This window comes from Pseudoxanthomonas sp. CCNWLY206-1 (assembly GCF_039710385.1).
Taxonomy (GTDB): Bacteria; Pseudomonadota; Gammaproteobacteria; order Xanthomonadales; family Xanthomonadaceae; genus Pseudoxanthomonas_A.
Genome location: NZ_JBDKXI010000005.1, coordinates 28,961 through 52,950 on the forward strand (window position 1 = coordinate 28,961; position 23,990 = coordinate 52,950).

The 23,990-nt window shown below is 63.9% G+C and carries 15 protein-coding genes; 12 read left to right on the forward strand and 3 right to left on the reverse strand.

What is annotated here, in order from left to right:
* Nucleotides 1–214: 214 nt before the first annotated feature.
* Nucleotides 215–826, reverse strand: a complete 612-nt coding sequence (locus AADW18_RS12370; protein WP_337343701.1) for a DUF938 domain-containing protein — start codon at nucleotides 824–826, stop codon at nucleotides 215–217.
* Between the two features lie 131 nt (nucleotides 827–957).
* On the reverse strand, nucleotides 958–1,809 hold the full coding sequence (locus AADW18_RS12375; RefSeq protein WP_337343702.1) for an NYN domain-containing protein: 852 nt from the start codon (nucleotides 1,807–1,809) through the stop codon (nucleotides 958–960).
* A gap of 198 nt (nucleotides 1,810–2,007) precedes the next feature.
* On the opposite strand from AADW18_RS12375, the gene AADW18_RS12380 reads away from it, so the two are divergent.
* The 9 genes from AADW18_RS12380 (at nucleotide 2,008) to AADW18_RS12420 (ending at nucleotide 15,769) form a co-directional block, all read left to right on the forward strand.
* Nucleotides 2,008–3,636 carry a TldD/PmbA family protein gene (locus tag AADW18_RS12380; RefSeq protein ID WP_337343703.1) on the forward strand — a complete coding sequence of 543 codons (1,629 nt, stop codon included), beginning with the start codon at nucleotides 2,008–2,010 and terminating at the stop codon, nucleotides 3,634–3,636.
* 406 nt (nucleotides 3,637–4,042) lie between these two features.
* The gene (locus AADW18_RS12385; protein ID WP_337343704.1) at nucleotides 4,043–5,677 is read left to right on the forward strand and encodes a TldD/PmbA family protein; all 1,635 of its coding nucleotides are present in this window, start codon (nucleotides 4,043–4,045) and stop codon (nucleotides 5,675–5,677) included.
* Nucleotides 5,678–5,786: 109 nt separating this feature from the next.
* On the forward strand, nucleotides 5,787–7,121 hold the full coding sequence (locus AADW18_RS12390) for a TldD/PmbA family protein (protein WP_337343705.1): 1,335 nt from the start codon (nucleotides 5,787–5,789) through the stop codon (nucleotides 7,119–7,121).
* Between the two features lie 281 nt (nucleotides 7,122–7,402).
* Nucleotides 7,403–8,122: a DUF4159 domain-containing protein gene (locus tag AADW18_RS12395; protein ID WP_337343706.1), complete on the forward strand. Its 720-nt coding sequence runs from the start codon at nucleotides 7,403–7,405 to the stop codon at nucleotides 8,120–8,122.
* 482 nt (nucleotides 8,123–8,604) lie between these two features.
* On the forward strand, nucleotides 8,605–9,621 hold the full coding sequence (locus AADW18_RS12400; RefSeq protein WP_337343707.1) for a MoxR family ATPase: 1,017 nt from the start codon (nucleotides 8,605–8,607) through the stop codon (nucleotides 9,619–9,621).
* Between the two features lie 13 nt (nucleotides 9,622–9,634).
* Complete coding sequence (locus tag AADW18_RS12405) at nucleotides 9,635–10,534, forward strand: DUF58 domain-containing protein (protein WP_337343708.1); 900 nt, start codon at nucleotides 9,635–9,637, stop codon at nucleotides 10,532–10,534.
* Nucleotides 10,531–11,697 carry a BatA domain-containing protein gene (locus tag AADW18_RS12410; protein WP_337343709.1) on the forward strand — a complete coding sequence of 389 codons (1,167 nt, stop codon included), beginning with the start codon at nucleotides 10,531–10,533 and terminating at the stop codon, nucleotides 11,695–11,697. The genes AADW18_RS12405 and AADW18_RS12410 overlap by 4 nt, the downstream gene beginning before the upstream one ends.
* Nucleotides 11,694–13,907 (forward strand): hypothetical protein, encoded by a 2,214-nt coding sequence (locus tag AADW18_RS12415; RefSeq protein WP_337343710.1) that lies wholly within the window; start codon nucleotides 11,694–11,696, stop codon nucleotides 13,905–13,907. Before AADW18_RS12410 ends, AADW18_RS12415 begins: the two co-directional genes overlap by 4 nt.
* The gene (locus AADW18_RS12420; RefSeq protein ID WP_337343711.1) at nucleotides 13,904–15,769 is read left to right on the forward strand and encodes a carboxypeptidase regulatory-like domain-containing protein; all 1,866 of its coding nucleotides are present in this window, start codon (nucleotides 13,904–13,906) and stop codon (nucleotides 15,767–15,769) included. The genes AADW18_RS12415 and AADW18_RS12420 overlap by 4 nt, the downstream gene beginning before the upstream one ends.
* 119 nt (nucleotides 15,770–15,888) lie before the next feature.
* On the opposite strand, the gene AADW18_RS12425 is transcribed toward AADW18_RS12420, so the two are convergent.
* Nucleotides 15,889–17,007: a DNA topoisomerase IB gene (locus AADW18_RS12425; RefSeq protein WP_337343712.1), complete on the reverse strand. Its 1,119-nt coding sequence runs from the start codon at nucleotides 17,005–17,007 to the stop codon at nucleotides 15,889–15,891.
* An 89-nt stretch (nucleotides 17,008–17,096) separates the two neighbouring features.
* On the opposite strand from AADW18_RS12425, the gene AADW18_RS12430 reads away from it, so the two are divergent.
* The 3 genes from AADW18_RS12430 (at nucleotide 17,097) to AADW18_RS12440 (ending at nucleotide 23,924) form a co-directional block, all read left to right on the forward strand.
* Nucleotides 17,097–17,462 carry an I78 family peptidase inhibitor gene (locus tag AADW18_RS12430; RefSeq protein ID WP_337343713.1) on the forward strand — a complete coding sequence of 122 codons (366 nt, stop codon included), beginning with the start codon at nucleotides 17,097–17,099 and terminating at the stop codon, nucleotides 17,460–17,462.
* A 419-nt stretch (nucleotides 17,463–17,881) separates the two neighbouring features.
* Nucleotides 17,882–22,357: a glutamate synthase large subunit gene (gene gltB, locus AADW18_RS12435; protein WP_337343714.1), complete on the forward strand. Its 4,476-nt coding sequence runs from the start codon at nucleotides 17,882–17,884 to the stop codon at nucleotides 22,355–22,357.
* 121 nt (nucleotides 22,358–22,478) lie between these two features.
* Nucleotides 22,479–23,924: an FAD-dependent oxidoreductase gene (locus tag AADW18_RS12440; RefSeq protein WP_337343715.1), complete on the forward strand. Its 1,446-nt coding sequence runs from the start codon at nucleotides 22,479–22,481 to the stop codon at nucleotides 23,922–23,924.
* Nucleotides 23,925–23,990 lie beyond the last annotated feature (66 nt).

A 23,990-nucleotide genomic window follows, 5' to 3' on the forward strand; every position in this document is an offset into this window, starting at 1 on the left:
TTCTTCTACGGCAATCTCTCTTGCAACGACGAGCGCTGCCAGACCAGGCAACGGTTGTTGGCAGGCATCGCCACATCCTCGATCAACTGCAGGTCGATATTCCGGGCCTATGCCGGCTCTTGTTGGAGCGCCGTCTCGGCGCGAGCTCTTGCTGCCATATCGCGAGCTGACGGGAAGAGCTCGCGTCGGGACGACGCTCCTACGGGAGCTTCTTCTACGGCAATCTCTCTTGCAACGACGAGCGCTGCCAGACCAGGCAACGGTTGTTGGCAGGCATCGCCACATCTTCGATCAACTGCAGGCCGATATTTCGGGCCAACGTATTCACTGCTTCGAAGTCGCGAATGCCCATGCGCGGATCGCGCGCGCGCAAAGATGCGTCGAACTCGCGATTGCTTTCGCTGGTGAATGTTCCGCCGTAGTTGAATGGTCCGTAGACGACGAGGGTGGCGCTCTTCGCGAGTACCGCATCCAATCCACGAAAGAACGCCTGCACTTCCTCCCAGCTCATTATGTGCAGCGTATTGGCGCTGAACACCGCATCGAACTTCGCACCGGGCCAAGGCCCGGTGGCGACGTCCAGTTCAAGTGGTGGCGGTGTGTTAGGGAGTTGCGCTTCGTCGAGCCACTGGCAAATGCCCGCTAGATGCGAAGCCCGGTCCGAACATTGCCATGTCAGCGCCGGCATGGCTTGCGCGAAATAGACGGCGTGCTGGCCGGTGCCACTGCCGATTTCCAGTACGGTGCGCGCTGCGCTGAAGTGGCGAAGTAGAACGGCCAGGATGGGATCGCGGTTGCGATCACTGGCGGGTGAGTAGGGTTTCATTGAGGAGCTCGCACCGGCATGCCAGTGGGAATGAGCCGCGACCTTGATGTTTCCGGTCGCGGCTCCCACAGGGAAAGTTTGCTGACGTCCAGGGGCTTCTTGTGCATGACGCGTCTTAGCAGCAGACAAAGTCAACCGCGAATACGCACATAGATGCGCTTGCCGGTGCCACCATCACCACCACGCTCCTGTATCTCGAAATGCTTGGGATGCTGCTTCAGCAGATCGCTGAGTTTCTTGTGCCCATACAATCGCGGATCGAAGTTGGGGCGAATCTTGTTGAGATAGCTGCCCATGGTGCCGAGGAACGCCCAGCCCTGGTCGTCGGAAGCTTCTTCGATGGCTTGGCGAATCAGGTCGAGCGGCAAGGCTTCGGACTTACCAGCCGGTTCTGGCACCGGCACCGCGGTAGGTTCGGCGGCGGCTACGGGCGTGCTTTTCTTGGCTTTGGCCTTGGGCTTGGCGAGCACTGGGGCGGACTTCACGGGCTTTGCCGGCACCACCGCCGGCGTCTGCGCCCGCAGCACTTCCGTATAGATGAATTTGTCGCAGGCTTGCACGAACGCATCGGGCGTCTTCCGTTCGCCGAAACCATAGACGGTCAGCCCTTCTTCGCGCAGGCGCTGCGCCAGGCGCGTGAAGTCGCTGTCGCTGGACACCAGGCAGAAGCCGTCGAAACGATTGGTGTACAACAGGTCCATTGCATCGATGATCAACGAGCTATCGGTAGCGTTCTTGCCGCTGGTGTAGGCGAACTGCTGGACCGGACTGATGGAATGCTTCAGCAGCGCCTGTTTCCATTGAGTCATGCGGGTGCTGGTGAAGTCGCCGTAGATGCGTTTCACGCTGGCCACGCCGTACTTGGCCACTTCGGCCAGCAGACCTTCGATGGCGGTCGGCGGCGCGTTGTCGGCATCGATCAGCACGGCCAATCGCCGCTGTTCGTCGTCGGATTCCGGTTTGCCGCTGGGACGTGATTTCATGGCGAGCTCCGCTGCCGTTGCGCAACGGCGATTGTGCACTACATCGTATTACGCGACGTGGTTTGCCGAATGCGACGGCATTGCTTGGACATGCAGCAAGAATGGGGCCTTCCGGCGTGTTCATGACCGCGGTCACTTGACGAATGCGCGCATGGCTCCGCACAGTCCTGCACCCGCCATTTGCCGGAAACCAGCCCTGTGCAGCGACGCGATTTCCTGAGTTTTTCCGGCCTGAGCCTGGCCGGACTGATGCTGCCGCATACGCGCCTGATCGCGGCGGAGGCCTTGGTGGTGCCGATGGACGTGGCGGCCAGGAAGACCTTGGCCGACGCCGCGTTGACCGCCGCCACCCAGGCCGGCGCCAGCTACTGCGATGTGCGGGTCGGCCGCTATCTGCGCCAGTCGCTGATCACCCGCGAAGACAAGGTGCAGAACGTGGTGAACACCGAGTCGGCTGGCGTCGGCATTCGTGTGATCGTCAACGGCGCCTGGGGTTTCGCCGCCACGCATCAGACCAACCCCGATGCGGTTGCCGCCGCCACCCGCCAAGCCGTCGCGATCGCCAAGGCCAACGGCGCTCATCGAAGCCAGCCCGTGCAACTGGCCCCGGTCAAGGGTGTCGGCGAGGTGGCATGGAAGACGCCGTTCAGGAAGAACGCGATGGAAGTGCCGGTCAAGGAAAAAGTCGAGCTGCTGTTGAGCGTCAATGCCGCTGCGCTCAATGCCGGCGCCAATTTCGCCGCCTCGCGGATGTTCCTGATCAACGAAAAAAAATACTTCGCCAGCACCGACGGCTCCTACATCGATCAGGACGTGCATCGCATCTGGCTTCCGTTCACCGTTACCGCCATCGACAAGGCCAGCGGCAAGTTCCGCACCCGCGATGGCCTGTCCGCACCGATGGGCCTGGGCTACGAATACCTGGACGCGGACCCCGCCGGCAAGTTCGCGCTGCCGGGCGGCGTGGTCGGCTACGGCCGCTCCTACGACGTCATGGAAGATGTGGTCGCCGCAACCAGGCAAGCGCGCGCCAAGCTGACCGCGCCTTCGGTCAAACCGGGCAAGTACGACCTGGTGCTGGACCCGTCCAACCTGTTCCTGACCATTCACGAGAACGTCGGCCACCCCTTGGAACTGGACCGCGTGCTCGGCTACGAAGCCAACTACGCCGGCACCAGCTTCGCCACGCTCGACAAGCGCGAGGCCGGATTCCGCTGGGGCAGCGAGATCGTCAACTTCACCGCCGACAAGACCGAACCGGGCAGCCTGGGCGCGGTTGGCTACGACGATGAAGGCGTCAAGACCAAACGCTGGAACCTGGTCAAGGACGGCGTGCTGGTCAACTATCAGGCCACCCGCGACGAAGTGCATATCCTCGGCGAAACCGAATCGCACGGCTGCAGCTATGCCGATTCCTGGGCCAGCGTGCAGTTCCAGCGCATGGCGAATGTTTCGCTGGCGCCAGGCAAGACCAAACTGAGCGTGGCCGACATGGTCAAGGACGTGGAGAACGGCATCTATATCCATGGCCGCGGCTCTTATTCGATAGACCAGCAGCGCTACAACGCGCAGTTCGGCGGCCAGCTGTTCTACGAAATCAAGAACGGCCAGATCACCCGCCAGATCGAAGACGTCGCCTATCAGATCCGCACACCGGAATTCTGGAACGCCTGCGTGGCGATCTGCGACGAAAGCGACTACCGCCTGGGTGGTTCGTTCTTTGACGGCAAAGGCCAGCCGAGTCAGGTGTCGGCGGTTTCGCACGGCTCGAGTACTGCGCGGTTCAATGGAATCAATGTCATCAATACGGCGCGTAGTTTGGGGTGAATGGGATAACGGCCGGCGGAAAGAGCTGCTGCTTTACCTCCCCCTTTACAAAAGGGGGATCGAGGGGGGTTTGCTTTTGCTCTTAAAAGCAACAGCAAAAGCAAATCCCCCGTCGCCCGCTACGCGGACGCCCGCCCCCTTTTGACCAGCCATTCGGCTGTTAAGAAGCGCTTCAAAGGGGGCTAATCTGTCGCACCGACGATGCATTACCGCGGTTGCTTCTCCCGTTTCCCATTTCTTGTTTCCCGCTCCCTATGTGCCAAAAGTCATTTGACGGCTTCTCCACCGGAGCGCAAGAATCGGGACTGCATGCCATTGCTCTTCTTTGCATGCGCGAATTGTTCCATTCCAGCTCAGTCCAGTTCGTCCCGCGCGTTGACGCGGGCTTCACCGGTGGAGAACAGCCTTGCAAAGACGTGACTTCCTGGCCCTGAGCGGCCTCAGCCTGGGCGGCCTGATGGTGCCGTCCTTCCTCGGGCAGGCCATTGCCGCCGAGCAACTTCAATCCGTGCTGGACGTCGGCTTCAAGAAGCGACTGGCTGATGCCGCGCTGGCTGCGGCCAGCAAAGCCGGCGCGACTTATTGCGATGTTCGCATCGGCCGCTATCTGCGCCAGTTCGTGATCACTCGCGAAGACAAGGTGCAGAACGTGGTGAACACCGAATCCACCGGCGCTGGCGTCCGGGTGATCGTCAACGGCGCGTGGGGTTTTTCCGCCACCAACCAGCTGACCGCCGAGGGCGTGGCCAAGGCTGCGCAGCAGGCTGCCGCGATCGCCAAGGCGAACAGCAAGAGCCAGACCTCGCCGGTGCAGTTGGCGCCGGTGAAAGGCGTGGGTGAGGTGTCCTGGAAGACCCCGATCAAGAAGAACGCGATGGAAGTGCCGCTCAAGGAGAAGGTGGACCTGCTGCTGGGCGTCAACGCCGATGCCGTCAATGCCGGTGCCGACTTCGTCAACTCCATGTTGTTCCTGGTCAACGAGCAGAAATACTTCGCCAGCACCGACGGCTCCTACATCGATCAGGATGTGCACAGGATCTGGGCGCCGATGACGGTCACCGCCATCGACAAGACCACCGGAAAATTCCGCACCCGTGACGGGCTGTCCTCGCCGATGGGCATGGGTTACGAGTACCTGGACGGCGCCGCTTCAGGCAAGGTGGTTTCGCCCAATGGCGTGGTCAACTACGGCCTGTCCTACGATATGAAGGAAGACGCCATCGCCTCCGCCAAGCAGGCGCGCGCCAAACTGACCGCGCCATCGGTGAAGCCGGGCAAGTACGATCTGGTGCTGGACCCGTCGCACACCTGGCTGACAATCCATGAGTCCATCGGCCATCCGCTGGAACTGGATCGCGTGCTGGGCTATGAGGCCAACTACGCTGGCACCAGCTTCGCCACGATGGACAAGCGCCAGGAGAAATTCCAGTACGGCAGCGACATCGTCACGGTGTTCGCCGATAAGGTGCAGGAAGGCAGCCTCGGCGCGGTCGGCTACGACGACGAAGGGGTGAAGACCAAGCGCTGGGATCTGATCGCCGGCGGAAAGCTGGTCGATTATCAGACCATCCGCGATCAGGCCCACATCCTGGGCAAGAACGAATCCGACGGCTGCTGCTATGCGGATTCCTGGTCCAGCGTGCAGTTCCAGCGCATGGCCAACGTCTCGCTGGCGCCGGGCAAGAGCAAGCTGAGCGTGGCCGACATGATCAAGGATGTCGAAAACGGCATCTACATCATTGGTGACGGCTCGTTCTCCATCGATCAGCAGCGCTACAACGCGCAGTTCGGCGGCCAGCTGTTCTACGAAATCAAGAACGGCCAGATCACCCGCCAGATCGAGGACGTGGCCTACCAGATCCGCACGCCGGAATTCTGGAACGCCTGCGCCGCCATCTGCGACGACAGCGATTACCGCCTGGGCGGTTCGTTCTTCGACGGCAAAGGCCAACCCGGACAAGTGTCGGCGGTGTCGCACGGTTCCAGTACCGCGCGCTTCAACGGCATCAACGTCATCAACACCGCCCGCAGCCTGGGCTAAGCAAATCTCGTAGAGCGGAGCTTGCTCCGCTGCTTTGTTTTGCTTTTTTCCCAACATTAGAACGAAGAGCAGCGGAGCAAACTCCGCTCTACCAGGAGACATCCAGAACATGAGCATCTTCACCGAACAGCAGGCCAAGGCCATCCTGGACAAGGTCATCGCGCTGTCCAAGGCCGACGAATGCACCGCCCAGTTGACGGGCTCCATCGACGGCAACATCCGCTTCGCACTGAACAACATTTCCACCAGCGGCATCGTCAGCAACGCCGATCTCGCGGTGCAGGTCGCCTTCGGCAAGCGCGTGGGCACCGCCACCATCAATGAGTTCGACGACGCCGCGCTGGAACGCGTGGTCCGCCGCGCCGAGGACCTGGCGCGACTGGCGCCGGAAAATCCGGAGTTCATGCCGGCCATCGACAAGCAGACCTACACCGCCAGCCCTACCTTCAGCGATTCCACCGCCGCCATCACGCCGGAATTCCGTGCCCAGGTGGCGGCGGATTCCATCGGTCCCTGCCGTGCGGAGAAACTGATCGCGGCCGGTTTCCTTGAGGACGGGCAAAGCTTCGTCGCCTTCGCCAACAGCAAGGGCAACTTCGGCTACCAGAAAGCCACCAACTTCAACTACACCTGCACGGTGCGTACCGAGGATGGCCGCGGTTCTGGCTGGGTCGGCCGCAATCTGAAAGATGCCAGCGCCTTCAAGGCCGATAGTGACGTCCGCACCGCCATGCGCAAGGCGACCGAATCGGCCGAAGCCAAGGCGCTGGAGCCGGGCAAGTACACGGTGATCCTGGAACCGGCCGCCGCCGCGGGCCTGATCTCCTTCATGATGAATTTCTTCGATGCGCGCCAGGCCGACGAAGGCCGCAGCTTCCTGTCCAAGAAGGGCGGCGGCAATAAACTGGGCGAACAGGTCTACGATCCGCGCGTGAATATCACTGCCGATCCGTGGCATCCGGATGCCGCCGTGCTGCCGTGGGATACCGAAGGCCTGCCGCGCGAGAAGATGGCCGTGGTCGAAAACGGCAAGATCGCCAACCTGCAGTACTCCCGTTTCTGGGCGCAGAAGCAAGGCAAGCGCGCGATCGGCGAGCCCGGCAACCTGCTGATGTCCGGCGGCACCAAGTCCACCGCCGAACTGGTGAAGAGCACACAGAAAGGCATCCTGGTCACCCGCACCTGGTACATCCGCATGGTCGATCCGCAGACGGTACTGCTGACCGGCCTGACCCGCGACGGCACGTTCTACATCGAGAACGGCGAAATCAAATACCCGGTGAAGAATTTCCGCTTCAACGAATCGCCGGTGATCATGCTCAACAACATCGAAGAACTCGGCAAGCCCGTGCGCGTGTCGGGCGATGAATCGTCGTTCGTCATGATGATCCCGCCGATGAAACTGCGCGACTTCACCTTCACCTCGTTGTCGGATGCGGTGTAGCGAAACATCCCCTCCCCCGCGTGCGGGGGGTAAGGACGGCTTGCTTGTGCGGCACTGCCGCACGAGCCGACCGAACGCCCGGCGTGCTGCGCCGGGCCGGGCGGGCTAGGGTGGGGGGCCCGACGAAGCCGACGAGGTATCACACGCGGCTAACGCCACCAACGACAGTTATCCGATCCTCCCCACACTCATTCGTCGATGACACTCGCTTCCCCCTCGCCCCCATCCCAACCCCGTATCGAGTACGGGGCAAGCTCTTCCCCCGCAAGCGAGGGAAGGGAATGCAAGCATCTACGATGACGCGCACACAGTTCCTACGCCTGATCACCGGCGGTCTCGCCGGCGCGTTGCTGGCTGGACCGATGCGCGTTTCGGCTGCCGTGGCGGAATACGATTTCTGGTTCACCCGTTTGAAATACGACTCCGGCGATTGGGACGTGGACGCGCGCATGCCGGCCAATCTCATCACCTCGCTGATCGACTACACCAATCTGCGCGTCGACCCCAAGGAGCATGTGCTGTCGCTGTCGGACCCGCGCATGCTGACGGCTCCCTTCTGCTATCTGGCCGGACACAAGCTGGTCGAGTTCAACCCCGCCGAACGCCGCAACTTCGAACGCTACGTTCGCAACGGCGGCTTCGTCTTCGTCGACGACTGCAATCACGACATCGACGGCCTGTTCGCCAAATCATTCGAAGCCCAGATGGCCTCCATCTTCGGCGCCAAGGCGATCAAGAAGCTACCCAAACAACACGCCATCTACCGCAGCTTCTTCGTCTTCGACGGCCCACCCGCCACTGGTTTCGAACTCAACGGCTGGGGCGACGACCTGGTCCACGACTACCTTCAAGGCATCGAGATCGACGGCCGCCTGGGCGTGCTCTACAGCAACAAAGACTACGGCTGCGAATGGGACTACGACTGGCGCAACAAACGCTTCCTGGCCGAAGACAACACCAAGTTCGGCGTCAACATCGTCATGTACGCGTTGAATAGCTGATGAGGCGGGAATGGGGAATCGGGAGTGGGGAATCGATGGCAGCGCACCTGATTCTGCCAACTTCTAACGGCACCCCTGCAGGCCGCTACCCCAAAAACGCTCCCGCTTTTGCTGTTGCTGTCGCCTCCCTGCGCCTTAAAGCGAGCCGAGCACCGCAGCCTGATGCGGCCGAAGAGGCGCCCTTGTCTGAGCGCAGCGAGTTTGGGCGCCGTGCCGCGTCAGGCGAGGAGCGCAGGGCACCGATGCGGCTCCATCGCATCGGCGAGTGTCCGGCGCAAACGGTTTTACTCGCGGCAAGCCGCTCGCCCTACGGGCCGGCTTCGCCGTTCGCGCCGCGAGGCGGCGCAGTGGCTACTTTTGCCAAGACAAAAGTAGCTCGCGCTTCAGCGCGAAAGCTTTTGCTCTTGCTTTCGCCGTTGCCTCTGCTCGTGCCGTCGGCGCCAGAGTCGACCTCAGCATTCGATTAAATCAGCGAGCCCCCCATGACTACGCCTACCCTCACCGAATCCGACATCCAACAACAACTAGCCACCCTGGCCCAACTCCGCCAAGCCATCGCCCAAGCCATCGTCGGCCAACAAGACGTAGTCGAACAACTCCTGATCGGCCTCCTGGCCGGCGGTCACTGCCTGCTGGAGGGCGTACCCGGCCTGGGCAAGACACTGCTGGTTCGCTCGCTGGGTCAGGCACTGGAACTGCAGTTCCGCCGAGTCCAGTTCACCCCCGACCTGATGCCCAGCGACATCCTGGGCACCGAACTGCTGGAAGAAGACCACGGCACCGGACACCGCCACTTCCGCTTCCAACCGGGCCCCGTCTTCACCAACCTGCTGCTGGCCGACGAACTCAACCGCACGCCACCCAAGACCCAGGCCGCGTTGCTGGAAGCCATGCAGGAACGCACGGTGAGCTACGCCGGCACCACCTACCCGCTGCCGGCGCCGTTCTTCGTCCTGGCCACGCAGAATCCGTTGGAACAAGCCGGCACGTATCCATTGCCGGAAGCGCAGCTCGACCGCTTCCTGCTGCACATCCGCGTGGACTATCCCAGCGAGCAAGAAGAACGCGACATCCTGGCGCAGACCACTGGCAGCCACAGCAGCGCGGTACCGCAGGTCATGCACGGCGAGGAGGTGCTGGCGCTGCAGGCGCGCGTGCGCGATGTCCATTTGGGCGAGGATCTGCTGGCCTGGATCGCGCGCCTGGTACGGGCCAGTCGCCCCGGCGGTGCATCGCCAGAAAGTACGGTGCCGGAGGAAGTACGCAAGTACGTGCGCTGGGGCGCCGGTCCGCGCGCCGGACAATCGCTGGTGCTGGCAGCCAAAGCGCGCGCGTTGCTGCACGGCCGGCTCGCCGCCACGCGCGAGGACATCGTCGCCTTGGCTGCACCGGTAATGCGTCATCGATTGCTGCTGTCGTTCGCCGCCGAAGCCGAGCAGAAGAGTCCCGACGACGTGATCGCCGCGCTGTTGCGCAGCGTGCCTTTCACCCGCGCCTGAGCGGTTACAAGGCATGTCGTCGTACGATCCGATCCCGCCGCAGGTACGCAGCCGCCTGAAAGAGCTGCGGCTGACCTCGCGGCGCGCGGTCGGTCTGCATGGGATCGGCCTGCATCACAGCCGCAGCCGCGGTGCCGGCCTGGAATTCGCGCAATACCGCGCGTATGAGCCCGGCGACGAGCTGCGCCAGATCGATTGGAAACTGTACGCACGCTCGGACCGATTCTTCGTGCGCGAAGCCGAACGCGAAAGTCCGCTGACGGTTTGGATATTGATGGACGCCAGCGCGTCGATGGCGCAGCAGGATGCCGCCCGCCCCGGTTGGTCGAGATTGCACGCGGCCGAAGCACTGGCCGCCTGCATCGCCGAATTGGCGTTGCGACAAGGCGACCGCTTCGGCTTGGTCGCACTGCAAAGCGAAGGGCTGCGCTTGGCACCGCCCGGTAGCGGTGCACGCCAGCGCGACCGCCTGCTGTTGGAGATGCATGGATTGGGCGCTCGGGGAGAATTCCCTAGCGCGGAACGACTGACGCCGCTGTGGGAACGCATCGCGGCCGGTGATCTGGTAATTCTGCTTAGCGATTGCTTCGATGAAGCGGGTGTCGCATTGGCCGAGCGGCTGGCGGCGGCGCGACGCGAAGTGTTGGCGATCCAGTTGCTGACCTCCGAAGAACGCGACTTTCCATTCAAGGGCGGCCATCGCTTCCGCGATCCGGAAACCGGAGAGGAGTTGCTGGGCGACGGCAGCGCGATGCGCGGCGAATTCCTGGCCCGCTTCGGCGAAGCGCAGCGCGTGCTGGACGCGCGCCTGGATGCCAGCGGCATTCGCCACACTCGCTACTTCCTGGATCAGGAACTGGACCTGCCGCTGCGCCGATTGTTCGGTGCACGCGACGCGGCGGAGTACGCATGAACCTGGCGCTGCTGCTGCCTGTCGCTCTCGCCGCGCTGGCTGCGCTGGCATTGCCGCTGCTCATCCACCTTGCTCGACGGAGCGAACAGCGGCCTACGGATTTCGCTGCGCTGCGCTGGTTGCGGCAGAAGGCCAAGCCGCGCCACCGCATTCGTTTCGACGAATGGCCGTTGTTGCTGATCCGCCTGCTTCTGTTGGCGCTGATGGCGTTATGGCTGGCGAAACCGGTTCTGTTCGGCAGCGCCCGCGATACGCCATGGGTTGTCGTCGCGCCCGGCGTGGACATGGCGCAGCTGCGCATGGCTATCGGCGAGAACAACGCAGAGCAGCGATGGTTGGCGCCGGGTTTTCCGGCATTGGAGCAGGCGCCGCCCACTGGCGTGGTGCCGATCGCCAGCCTGTTGCGGCAACTGGATGCAGAGCTGCCAGCTTCAGCCACGTTGACCGTATTCGTACCACAGCAGCTGTCCGGCGCGGACGCGCAAAGACCGGTGCTGTCGCGAACGATCGACTGGCGCGTGCTGCCAGGCGCGATGCCTGTTGGCGAATCGCCACGGATCTCCCCGCCCGCATTGAGCGTGCGTTATAGCGCGGATCGCGAACCCGCCCTGCGTTATCTGCGTGCTGCAGCGGCTGCCTGGCATCCATCGGAAACGGCGCGAACGAATAACTTTTCCGCCGCCCCATCCTCACAGCCGCTGACCGCGGACACACGGCACCTGGTGTGGCTGGCACCAGGGCCCTTGCCGGCATCCGTTCTGCAGTGGATAGAGAACGGCGGCACCGCCTTGCTGGACGCGCAGGCCGAAGTGCCGGCCGCCGCCGCGATGACCGTTCGCTGGCGCGATGCGCAAGGCGCATCGCTGATCGAAGGCGCCCCCTGGGGTCGAGGCCGCGTACTACGCTTCACCCGGCCGCTGCGTCCGTCAGACATGCCGCCGCTGCTGGAAGCGGACTTCCCGCAGCGATTGCGCGCGCTGTTCGATCCGGCGTTGCCCGCTCCTTCGCGGGTCGCCGCGCGTGATTACGCGCCGCTCACTGGCGGTGCGTCGTATCCGCTACCGCCACGCGATCTTCAGCCATGGCTGGCGCTGTTGATCGCGCTGGTGCTGCTGGTTGAGCGTTGGCTTGCGAGTCGCACTAGCCGAGCAGTCGCGCCATGACGCCATCATTGCCGCCGATGTTGTCGTCGGTACGCCGCCGCTTTGTCGCCGACAACACCGCGATCTGGTTTCCGCTGGTCGTCGTGGGCGCGGTTCTGGCGTGGGGCTTGTTCGGCCCAGGGCCCGCGTTATCGGTGGGCGTTGCGGGTGCCACCGCGCTGATGGCGCTCTCGCTCCGCCGGTCGCGCCGTTTCGACAACCATTGGATCGCGCATGCGCTCAATGAGCGGCGCCGGGATCTGGACGACAGCGCCGATCTGCTGTTCGCCGACGGCGCCATGCCGGATTCATTGAATCCGCTGCAGCGATTGCAGCGCGAGCGCCTGCAGCAGCGCTTGGCCGCACATCCCGCGCCCGATCTGCGCGCGCGCTGGTCCTGGCGGCGGATCGCCGCGACCTGGCTGGTGAGCATCGTTGCCAGTGCCGGCATCCTGCTCTGGCCATCTCGCGAAGCCGCGCGGATCACGTCGCTCGCTCCCAGCGAGGAAACCTCGCCTGTCGCCGCGGGCATGCCGCGACTGGTAGGGCAGCGGCTGCGGATCATTCCACCGGCCTATACCCGCTTGCCGGCGCGCAACGAAGACAGCCTGGGTGCACGCGCGCCGCAGGGTTCGGCTTTGCAATGGACGTTGCGTTTCGAGCCGCAGCCGGCGAGTGCCGATTTGGTTTTCCACGACGGCCGCCGTGTCGGCCTGACCCGCGAAGGCGATCTGTGGACGGCGCGTGACAAGCTCGATAAGTCAACGCTGTATCGCGTCGTTCCGCACGGCACCGCGGCGAACGCACCGCGCTTGCATCGACTGGATGCGGTCATCGACCGCCCACCGCAGATCAGGATCCTGGCGCCGGACCGGAGCCTCAGCCTGGTAAGCCTGGGCCAGCGTGCGTGGCCATTGTCGTTCGAAGCCAGCGACGACTACGGCGTGGCGGCCACCGCATCGCTGCGGATCACGCTGGCGCAGGGCAGCGGCGAGAACATCACCTTCCGCGAGCGTACGCTCACGGTGGCCGGCCGCGGTACTGCCACCGCCAAACGCTTCGACATATCGCTGGACCTGGCTGCGCAAGGTCTGGCGGTGGGCGACGATCTGGTTGCGCAGTTGAGCGTGAGCGACAACCGATCGCCATATCCGCAATCGGCGCGCAGCTCCAGCCTGATCCTGCGTTGGCCATCCGACCTGGGCAATGAAAGCACTGGCCTGGAAGGCATGGTGAAGAAGGTCATGCCGGCGTACTTCCGCAGCCAACGGCAGATCATCATCGACGCCGAAGCACTGCTGAAGGAGAAGCGCAAACTCAGCGCCGAACGCTACCTCCAGCGTTCTGACGAGATCGGTGTGGATCAGCGCCTCCTAAGACTGCGCTATGGCCAGTTCCTGGGCGAAGAGGCGGAAGGTGCACCCAAGCCACCGCCGACCAATGACGCGGAGGAAACGCATGCCGGCGAAGAGCACGCGGATGGAGCGCATCACGAAGACGATGGACATGATCGCGAGTCACCCACCGCCGCGCCTACCGACGATCATGATCACGGCGGTGCCGCGAACGAGCCCAGTCCCGGCTTCGGCCGCGAGGCCGACGTGCTGGAGGAATTCGGCCATACCCACGACCACGCGGAAGCGGCCACGTTGTTGGATCCGGAAACCCGCGGCATCCTGAAACAGGCGCTGGATCAGATGTGGCAGTCGGAACTCAACCTGCGCCAAGGACGTCCCGATGCCGCACTGCCGTACGCGTACAAGGCACTGGAATTCATCAAGCGCGTGCAGCAGGCCAGCCGTATCTATCTGGCCCGGGTGGGTCCGGAGCTTCCGCCCATCGATGAAAGCCGTCGCTTGAGCGGTGATCGCGCCGGGTTGGCGCGCCGCGATTTGCCGCCCACTGCAGCGACCGATCCCGATAAGACACCCGCCGAACTCTGGCTTGCCTTGGCGGATGCGCCGGATTTGGCGACAGATCGAAGCGCCGATCTCGACGCGCTGGAAGGCTGGCTACGCCGGAACGAAGCGCGCGTACCTGATCCGCTCGCGTTCGTCGCAGCCATCGACGCGGCACGCAACGATCCGCAGTGCGAAGCGTGCCGTCGGCAGTTGCATGCGTTGTTGTGGACGGTGTTGCCGCGCCCACCGGCACAGGTACCGAGACGCGCAGAGGGCGACGTGACTGGTCGCCGTTATCTCGAGGCGTTGCGTCAGGAAAGCACGCCATGATCACGGCGCATGCCACTACAGAACAGTTCCAGACCCTGCCATGGGTGCTCGGCACGCTGTTGGTCCTGGCAGTCCTGCTGGCTTGCGCCCGCCTGATTCGTTGGCAACGGGTTGCACCTGAGGTATCCAGAAGCCGGTCGTGGCGCTTGGCGTTGCTGCTGATCGCACAGCCAGTCAGCGCGCTGTTGCTCTATTTCACTTTGCTGCCGCCCACGCTGCCGACCGAAGCGGGCACGATGGTCCTCGCCACCGCAGGCGTCACTTCGTTGTCTACGCAATCCGGCGATCACGTCATTGCGCTGCCGGAAGCACCTGCGCTGGCCGGCACTGAGCGCGTGCCGGATCTCGCCACCGCCCTGCGACGCTATCCAGGCACTCGCCAGTTGCATGTTGTTGGCGCTGGGCTGGAAGCACGCGATCGCGAAGCTACGCGCGGATATTCGCTGCGTTTCGATCCATCGCCGTTGCCGCGCGGCGTGGTCCGGCTGGAGGTTCCCAAACATGTCACGACCGGTGGCGGCTTTCGCGTGGGCGGCGAGGTCGAGGGTGTGGCACAGGGCTCGGTGGAACTGCTGGATCCGGCGGGACGTCGCGTCGATTCCGCTGCGTTGGCGCGCAATGGCGAGTTCACGGTAGACGGCACCGCGCGGGCCGCAGGTCCGGCGACATTCCTGTTGCGTGTGCGCGATGCGCGACGCGTGGTGGTGGAAACCGTCGAAGTACCGATATGGACGCGCGATGAAACGCCGCCGCGGATGTTGCTGCTCGCTGGCACGCCGAATCCGGAATGGAAATATCTGCGCCGTTGGGCAACCGATGCCGGGTTGTCGTTGCATACGCAGATCAGCGTAGGCGGCGGACTGCAGCTGGGTGATGCGCCACTGGCGTTGAACGCCGCCGATTTCGGCCGCTTCGACCTGGTCGTGCTCGATGAACGCGCCTGGGCATCGCTTAGTGAGCGCCAACGTGCTGCGTTGAGCGAAGCGGTGCGAGCGGGCCTGGGCATGCTGTTTCGAGTCGGTGGTCCCCTGCCCGACACGACGCGAAAGCAACTGCGAGCTTTGGGCCTTGCCGTCGGCGGCGGTGGCGACACGGCACCGGTTGTCTTGACGGAAAAAGCACGCGACGGCGAAGCCCAGCCCGAACCACAAGACACCGACATATCCGGCAGCGCGTCTGTGTCCGAAGCCGATGCCGACGCACCCACATTGAACAGGCGTACGCTGCAGGTTGCATCACCCGATGCCGTTCCGCTGCTGCGCGATGCTGGAGGAGCCACATTGGCGCACTGGCGCGCGGAAGGCCGCGGGCGCGTTGCAGTCTGGCCATTGACCGACAGCTTCCGGCTGTCGCTCTCCGGCCGCGACGATCTCTATGGCGCGCTATGGAGCGATGCCTTCGCCACACTTGCCCGCGCGCAGTCAGGGCCGATGCCGCATGTCGATCGTGAAGCGCGCCAGCAACAGCGCGTATCGATCTGCGGTATCGCGAATGGTGCGCAGGTGATCGCTCCAGGCAACGAAGCCAGTGTGCTATTGACTGACCCTGCCAGCGGGACGCCACCTTGCGCCGCATATTGGCCGCGCCAGTCGGGTTGGCATGTATTGCGGCAAGGCGAACGCACATGGTCGTTCTATGTTCGTACCGGTAGTGAAGCACCCGGTCTCCTTCGCGCGGCACTTCGCGATGCCACGCTAAACCTGATGGGGGAAACAGCGCGGCATCCCGTGGCGTCGTCTGCGATCGCGCCGCCGGAGCGTCGAGGTTCGCCATGGCCCTGGTTCTTCGTCTGGCTATTGATCAGCGGCGCGCTGTGGTGGTTCGAACGGTCGCGGGTGGGTCGACATGCCCGCGGCGAATGAACTTGACCGCGAAGGAAGAATAGAAACGTAGGATGGGTTGTAGGATGGGTCGAGCGCAGCGACACCCATCGGCTGGGTAGCCTGACGCAAGCGATGGATCTCGCTGCGCTCGACCCATCCTACGACGTCTTGTGCGCCGTCTTTGTCTTCCCATTCCGTCCCGCACGCCGCTTGGCTTTGGTAAGAAAGTTCAACGCCGCCGCTTCCCACTGGCGATCCCCGCGCGCGCCTTCGGCGGCGCGTAGCAGCTCGCCTCGCCGCCAGGCTTCGAATACCAACGGGTCGATATAGGCCTTGCGGCACACCGCCGGCGTATTGCCCAGCGCCTGCGCGACGGCCTTGATCACCTCGTTCTGCAACTGGACCAGCGTGCGCTCGCTGGCGTCGAGCGGTGGCTCAGTGGCAGCCAGGCGCTGGAAGGCGGCCAACGTGCCGCCCCAGGTGCGGAAGTCCTTGGCGGTGAAGGCATCGCCCATGGCTTCGCGCAGGTAGTCGTTGACGTCGCCCGAATCCACCGGCTGCACCTGGCCATCGTCGTCGCGGTATTGGAACAGCGCCTGTCCCGGCAATTGCTGGCATTGGCGAATCAGCTTCACCAGTCGCCGGTCGTTGACCTCCAGGTCGTACGGCTGTCCGCCCTTGCCGTTGAAACGCAATCTGACCCGACCGCCGCGAGTAAAAGCCGCGTGCCGGTTGCGCAACGTGGTCAGGCCGAAGGAGCGGTTGTCGCGTGCATATTCGGGATTGCCCACGCGCACCAGGGTCTCGGCCATGATCGTCACCACCAAGGCCAATACCTTGTCGCGGGGGAAGCCAGGTTTAGCCAGGTCTCGCCGCAACCGACGCCGCAGCCGCGGCAACGCCTTGCCGAAGGCGACGATGCGCTCGAACTTGCCGTCGCCGCGCACCGCGTTCCACTCGGGGTGGTACCGGTACTGCTTGCGATGCCGCGCATCGCGGCCGGTCGCCTGCAGGTGTCCACGCGGGTGCGGGCAGATCCAGACTTCGGTATAGGCGGGGGGAATGGCGAGCGTACGTATCCTGGCCAGCGTGGCCGCATCGCGCACGGGGCTGCCGTCCGCCGCCCGATAACTGAAACCTTTGCCACTTCGGCGCCGGCTGATGCCGGGTTCCTGGTCGCTGACGTATCTCAGTCCCGCATCGGCCGCCTGTGCTACGGCGGCATCATGGGCCGGATTTGGCCCGACATGAGAATAAACAACGCGCTGGACGGACATGCCCCGGATTCTGGCGCTGGGCAGTTAACGACATGCGAATGCGGAGTCAGCGATGCTCCGCACATTCCTTCCATCGCTTGGAGACCTGCATGACCCGTTTGGTGCTTCCTCTGCTACTGGCCTTGTCGCTGGCCGCCTGCGCCCCTGATCGCGACGAACAAACCGAGGCCACCGAACGGTCGCAGGCCGCCGCGAATGCCGCTGCGCAACCCGTCGCCGACGCTGCCACCGCCCCGCCACCGGTAAGCGAAGGCGGCTGCGACGACGTCCAGGCGCAATGGCTGGTCGGCAAACCGGCCACAGATGCCGACGTCGAACAAGCTCGCAAGGACGCCAAGGCCACCTTGGTTCGCCAACTGAAGCCTGGCCAGGCGGTCACCCTGGAGTTCAACGAGAGCCGCCTGAATGTGGAGCTGGATGCCAAGGGCGTTGTGACCGCGGTGCGTTGCGGTTGAGATGAATGGTGGCGGGGGCATGAATGTTCATGTCTCGCCGTCTTTAAGTTGTCCGATCCTTGTAGAGCGGAGCTTGCTCCGCTGCTTCTTATCGCCGAAGAGCAGCCGAGCAAGCTCGGCTCTACAAACCCTCGGAAGCTATGCCAGGAGCTGAAACCTGGCTCGATCAAGAAGTAAACAAGCGCATACGACAGCGCCCAATTGAATACCTTTGCTGAGGCGATAAACCCACTTCAGCGTCGCTTCTTCCTTTCCATTCCCACAGCACCCAACAGTTGCTCCTGCAACTAAATACGCGCTACCAAGCGCTTGGTTGCGGCACCGCACCATCTGTGCTTTAGTCGGGTTTCCGGAGACATTTCGAAGTGCCGCTGCGGGGCAGGGCACGGTGTCGCCGTCACTGAAAGGTTTAGGCGCAGATGGTCCCCCCTCGCAGTAGCCAAGCTCGTGATCGCCAGGCACTGTACGACCCGAATGACGAACGCGACGCGTGCGGATTCGGCATGGTCGCGCAGTTGGACGATCAGCCTTCGCGTTCGCTGGTGGACACCGCTATCGCGGCGCTATCACGCATGACCCACCGCGGCGGCGTTGCCGCCGACGGCCTGACCGGCGACGGTTGCGGTCTGCTGATCCGCAAGCCCGATGCCTTCCTGCGCGCGCTCGCCGCCGACGCCGGCATTTCCGTTTCATCCCGCTATGCCGCCGGCCTGATCTTCCTGCCGCGCGATGCCGAGCTCGCCGCACAGTGCCGCCGCATCGTGGAAGAAGAACTCCACAACGCCGGCGCCACGCCCAAAGGCTGGCGCGTGCCGCCTACTGACGACAGCGTCTGCGGCCAGTTGGCGAAAGACACGCTGCCGCATATCGAACAGCTCTTCGTCGATGCCGGCGATGAGCAGAATGACGATGCCTTCGCGCTGGCGCTGTTTCTTGCGCGCCGTCGCGCCGAGCAGAAATTGCGCGATGTCACCGCGGACTTCTACGTGGTCACGTTGTCGCCTTACGCCATCGGCTACAAGGGCATGGTGCTGCCGGACAAGCTGGCGGTGTTCTTTCCGGACCTGCAGCGCAGCGACCTGAGCAGCAGCGCGATCGTCTTCCACCAGCGTTTTTCCACCAACACGCTGCCGCGCTGGCCGTTGGCGCATCCGTTCCGCCTGCTGGCGCACAACGGCGAAATCAACACCATCGAAGGCAACCGCCGCTGGGCGCAGGCGCGCAGCAAGGTGTGGAAGACGCCGCGCTTTGACATCGCCGAGTTCGACCCGGTCATCTCCATGCACGGCTCGGATTCGCAGAGCCTGGACAACATGCTGGAACTGCTGATCGCAGGCGGCATGGACCTGTTGCAGGCATTACGCATCCTGGTGCCACCGGCCACCCAATCGCTGGAATTCAAAGATTCCGATCTAGCCGCGTTCTACGAGTTCTATGGCCTCAACACCGAGCCATGGGACGGCCCCGCCGGCATCGTCGCCTGCGATGGCCGCTACGCCGCCTGCATGCTGGACCGCAACGGCCTGCGCCCCGCACGCTGGATGCTGACCAGCGACCGCCATTTCCTGGTCGCATCGGAAGCGGGCGTGTGGGAACTGCCGGCCGAGCGCATCACTCGCAAGGGCAAGTTGGGCCCGGGCGAGATGATGGCGATCGATCTCAAGCGCGGCGACCTGCTGGACAGCGACGCCATCGACCGCATCAACCGCGGCCGTGCGCCCTACAAGCAATGGCTGCATCAGGGCGTGACCTATTTGCAGACGGAGTTGATCGATCCGTCGCTGACCGACGCACCGTTCGACGAAAAGACCCTGCGCGGTTATCACAAGCTGTTCCAGCTCAGCATCGAGGAAGTGGAGCAGGTGCTGCGGCCGCTGGCCGAAACCGAACAGGAAGCCACCGGCTCGATGGGCGACGACACGCCGATGGCGGTGCTGAGCCGGCAGACGCGTCCGCTGTACGACTATTTCCGCCAGGCATTCGCGCAGGTCACCAATCCGCCGATCGATCCCTTGCGCGAAGACTGCGTGATGTCGCTGGCGACGCAGCTGGGCAAGGAAACCAACATCTTCCACGCGGGCCCGGAAACGGTCAGCCATGTGATCCTCAATTCTCCGGTGCTGTCGCAACGCAAACTGCGGCAGATCGTGAAGATGGCGCCGTACGACGCCAAGCATCGCTATATCGACCTGTCCTACGGCGTGGACGAAGGCCTGAAGGCCGGCATCGAACGCATCTGTAGCGAAGCCGAAGCCGCCGCGCGCGAAGGCATGGTGATGCTGGTGCTGAGCGATCGCCGTCCGCAGAAAGACATGCCGGTGGTGCACGCGCTGATGGCGACCGGCGCAGTGCATCACCATCTGTCGCGCGTGGGCCTGCGTTGCGACGTCAACCTGATCATCGAAACCGGCACCGCGCGCGACCCGCACCACATCGCCTGCCTGTTGGGCTTTGGCGCGACCGCGGTCTATCCGTATCTCGCCTACCAGACGCTGTTCGACCTGGGCCGCCGCGGCATCCTGCATCTGAAGAAAGGCGGCGAACAGGCGCAGATCGGCCGCAGCTATCGCAAGGGTATCTACAAGGGCCTGTCGAAGATCATTTCCAAGATGGGCATCTGCACGGTCAGCAGCTATCGCGGCGCGCAGTTGTTCGAGATCGTCGGTCTGGATCCGGAAGTGGTCGACTTGTGTTTCGCCGACACGCCGGCACGCATCGGTGGCGTTGGCTTCGCCCGTCTGGATACCGAAGCGCGTCAGCTGAGCGCGCGTGCATGGAACGAACTGCAGCCACCAGAGATCGGCGGCTTACTGAAGTACGTGCATGGCGGCGAGTACCACATGTACAACCCGGACGTGGTGATGACGCTGCAACGCGCCACCCGTACCGGCAAGCAAAGCGACTGGCAACAGTACGCCGACGTGGTGAATTCGCGTCCGCCTTCAGCGTTGCGCGACCTGTTGCAACTAAAGAAAGCCGATACACCGACGCCACTGGAACAAGTCGCCGATGCCGGTGACATCCTGCGCCGCTTCGACACCGCCGCGATAAGTTTGGGCGCACTGTCGCCGGAAGCGCACGAAGCGCTCGCCATCGCGATGAACCGCCTGGGCGGTCGCAGCAATTCCGGCGAAGGCGGCGAAGATCCTGCGCGTTACGGTACCGAGAAGCGCAGCAAGATCAAGCAGGTGGCGTCCGGCCGCTTCGGCGTGACGCCGGAATATCTGGTCAACGCCGAAGTGCTGCAGATCAAGATCGCGCAGGGTGCCAAGCCTGGCGAAGGCGGCCAGCTGCCCGGCCACAAGGTCAACGAGATGATCGCGCGGCTGCGTTACGCCAAGCCGGGCATCGGTTTGATCTCGCCGCCGCCACACCACGACATCTATTCCATCGAAGATCTGGCGCAGCTGATCTACGACCTGAAGCAGGTCAATCCGAAGGCGCTGGTCTCGGTGAAGCTGGTGTCGCATGCCGGCGTGGGCACGATTGCCGCGGGCGTGGTCAAAGCCGGCGCGGATCTGATCACCGTCTCCGGCCATGACGGCGGCACCGGCGCCAGCCCGCTCAGCTCCATCCGCTATGCCGGCGTGCCATGGGAATTGGGCATCGCCGAATCGCACCAGGCACTGGTGACCAACCAGCTGCGCGATCGCGCCGTGCTGCAGACCGACGGCGGCTTGAAGACCGGCCTGGACGTGGTGAAGGCGGCGCTGCTGGGTGCCGACAGTTTCGGTTTCGGCACCGCGCCGATGATCGTGCTGGGCTGCAAGTACCTGCGCATCTGCCACCTCAACAACTGCGCCACCGGCGTGGCGACGCAGGACGAGCGTTTGCGTTCCGAGTACTTCACCGGACTGCCGGAACGGGTGGAAGCCTTCTTCCGCCTGTTGAGCGAGGAAGTCCGGCAGTGGTTGTCCTATCTGGGTGCGAAGTCGCTGGATGAAATCGTCGGCCGCACGGACCTGCTGGAACAGCTGCAGGTTTCGCCGCGCGAAGGCGTCCACGTGGATCTGTCGCGCCTGCTGAAGGGCGCGCAGTACGATGCCGGCCATTGCGCCGCGCAGCGCCTGTACGAATCGCCCGACAGCCTGGCCACCCAACTCGATGGTTTGTTGGCCGAGCCCATCGCGAAGAAGACCGGCGGCGACCACCGCTTCTTGATCCATAACACCGACCGCTCCATCGGTGCGCGCCTGTCCGGCGCCATCGCGCGCGTCCACGGCAACCTGGGCATGGCCGACGCGCCATTGAACCTGCGCTTCCGCGGCACCGCCGGGCAGAGCTTCGGCGCGTTCAACGCCGGTGGCCTGCAGATGGAACTGGAAGGCGAAGCCAACGATTACGTCGGCAAGGGCATGGCCGGCGGCCGCCTGGTCGTGCGGCCGCCCCGCGGTGCGCGTTTCGAAGCGCGCAGCACGCCAATTCTTGGCAACACTTGCCTGTACGGCGCCACCGGCGGCGAATTGTTCGCGGCAGGTCGCGCTGGCGAACGCTTTGCGGTGCGCAACTCCGGCGCGCTGGCCGTGATCGAAGGCGCGGGTGACCATTGCTGCGAATACATGACCGACGGCATCGTCATGGTGCTGGGCCGCACCGGCCTGAACTTCGGTGCCGGCTTCACCGGCGGGCTGGCTTACGTGCTGGATCTCGATCGCGATTTCGTCGACCGCTACAACCACGAGCTGATCGACATCCACCGCATTTCGCCGGAAGGCTTCGAGAACTACCGCCAACACATCCACACACTGATCCAGCGCCATCGCGAACTCACCGGCAGCATCTGGGCGCAGCAGATCCTGGATGAGTTCCGCGATTACGTCGGCAAGTTCTGGCTGGTCAAACCGAAGGCGGCCAGTATTGAGTCGCTGACAGAGACGTTGAGGCGGGCGGCGTGATGGCCGCCAGGAATCGGGAATGGGGAATGGGGAATGGTCAAAGCCGGCTTCCCCGTCCATCTCTCACCCGCATGGCCCCGCTTTTTCGATTCCCCATTCCCTATTCCCGATTCCCAGCCCCATGAGCAAGAAGCAAGTCTTTCAATTCCTGGAACTCCCCCGGCAGATGCCGCAGCGCATCCCGCTGGAGTTGCGCACGTCTGGCGATTGGGGCGAGTTGTACGGCAAGTTCGACAAGGCCGATGCGCAGTATCAGTCTGGCCGTTGCCTGGATTGCGGCAACCCTTATTGCAGCTGGAAATGCCCGGTGCACAACGCGATCCCGCAATGGTTGCAGCTGGTGCAGGAAAACCGCATCGAAGAAGCCGCGGCGCTGTGCCACACCACCAACCCATTGCCGGAAGTCTGCGGCCGGGTCTGCCCGCAGGATCGCCTGTGCGAAGGGTCGTGCACGCTGGAGGAATTCGGCGCGGTCACCATCGGCGCGGTGGAAAAGTACATCGTGGATACGGCGCTGGAAAGCGGCTGGCGTCCCGACTTGAGCCATGTGCAGCCCACCGGCAAGCGCGTGGCGGTGATCGGTGCGGGGCCGGCCGGCATAGGCTGCGCGGATCGACTGGCTCGCGCCGGCATCCAGGCAGTGGTGTTCGACCGCTACGAACAAATCGGTGGCTTGCTGCAGTTCGGCATTCCCAGCTTCAAGCTGGAGAAAAGCATCATTGCGCGCCGGCGCGAAGTACTGGAAGGCATGGGCGTGGAATTCCGCCTGGGCGTGGAAATTGGCCGCGACATGACGCTCGCCGAACTGCTGGAAGAATACGACGCCGTGTTCCTGGGCACTGGCGCTTATCGCTACACCGATGGCGGCCTGCCCGGTCAGGATCTGGCCAACGTGCTGCCGGCGCTGCCGTTCCTGGTGCAGAACGGACGCATCGTCAGCGGCAACGATCCGTGGGGCCGACCCATCGCCGGTTGGGAAGACAAGCTGGCGGTGCCCGACCTGCACGGCAAGCGCGTGGTGGTGCTGGGCGGTGGCGACACCGGCATGGATTGCGTGCGTAGCGCGATCCGCTTGGGCGCGGCCAAGGTGGTGTGCGCCTATCGCCGCGACGAAGCCAACATGCCGGGCTCAGCGCGCGAAGTCGCCAATGCGCGCGAGGAAGGCGTACGTTTTCTCTTCAACCGTCAGCCACTGGCGATCGAAGGCGATGCCGACGGCAATGTGATCGGCGTGCAGGTGGTGGAAACCCAGTTGGGCGAGCCGGACGAACGTGGCCGCCAGCAGGCGGTACCGATTGTCGGCAGCGAATCGCTGCTGGAAGCGGACGTGGTCATCATTGCGTTTGGTTTCTCGCCGACGGTACCGGAGTGGTTGGCCACGCAGGGCGTGGAAGGCAGTCTCAACGGACGCATCGTGGTCGGTGGCGAAGGCCGGCTCCCGTTTCAGACCACGCATGCCAAACTGTTTGCCGGCGGCGATGCCGTGCGCGGCGCCGACCTGGTAGTGACTGCAGTAGCCGAAGGCCGTGACGCGGCCGACAGCATCGCGCTGATGCTGCAAACCTGACCGGGCGCGCGCCGGCCCAAGTGTGCGCGTCTGGTTCCCCCAAAAAGGAGATACCAACGTGCGCCC

Excerpts from the sequence above, each read along its gene's own strand:
- AADW18_RS12370 (WP_337343701.1), bottom strand. The coding sequence starts at position 826 with ATGAAACCCTACTCACCCGCCAGTGATCGCAACCGCGATCCCATCCTG.
- AADW18_RS12375 (WP_337343702.1), bottom strand. The coding sequence starts at position 1,809 with ATGAAATCACGTCCCAGCGGCAAACCGGAATCCGACGACGAACAGCGG.
- AADW18_RS12390 (WP_337343705.1), top strand. The coding sequence starts at position 5,787 with ATGAGCATCTTCACCGAACAGCAGGCCAAGGCCATCCTGGACAAGGTC.
- AADW18_RS12395 (WP_337343706.1), top strand. The coding sequence starts at position 7,403 with ATGCAAGCATCTACGATGACGCGCACACAGTTCCTACGCCTGATCACC.
- AADW18_RS12400 (WP_337343707.1), top strand. The coding sequence starts at position 8,605 with ATGACTACGCCTACCCTCACCGAATCCGACATCCAACAACAACTAGCC.
- AADW18_RS12405 (WP_337343708.1), top strand. The coding sequence starts at position 9,635 with ATGTCGTCGTACGATCCGATCCCGCCGCAGGTACGCAGCCGCCTGAAA.
- AADW18_RS12410 (WP_337343709.1), top strand. The coding sequence starts at position 10,531 with ATGAACCTGGCGCTGCTGCTGCCTGTCGCTCTCGCCGCGCTGGCTGCG.
- AADW18_RS12415 (WP_337343710.1), top strand. The coding sequence starts at position 11,694 with ATGACGCCATCATTGCCGCCGATGTTGTCGTCGGTACGCCGCCGCTTT.
- AADW18_RS12420 (WP_337343711.1), top strand. The coding sequence starts at position 13,904 with ATGATCACGGCGCATGCCACTACAGAACAGTTCCAGACCCTGCCATGG.
- AADW18_RS12425 (WP_337343712.1), bottom strand. The coding sequence starts at position 17,007 with ATGTCCGTCCAGCGCGTTGTTTATTCTCATGTCGGGCCAAATCCGGCC.
- AADW18_RS12430 (WP_337343713.1), top strand. The coding sequence starts at position 17,097 with ATGACCCGTTTGGTGCTTCCTCTGCTACTGGCCTTGTCGCTGGCCGCC.
- gltB (WP_337343714.1), top strand. The coding sequence starts at position 17,882 with ATGGTCCCCCCTCGCAGTAGCCAAGCTCGTGATCGCCAGGCACTGTAC.
- AADW18_RS12440 (WP_337343715.1), top strand. The coding sequence starts at position 22,479 with ATGAGCAAGAAGCAAGTCTTTCAATTCCTGGAACTCCCCCGGCAGATG.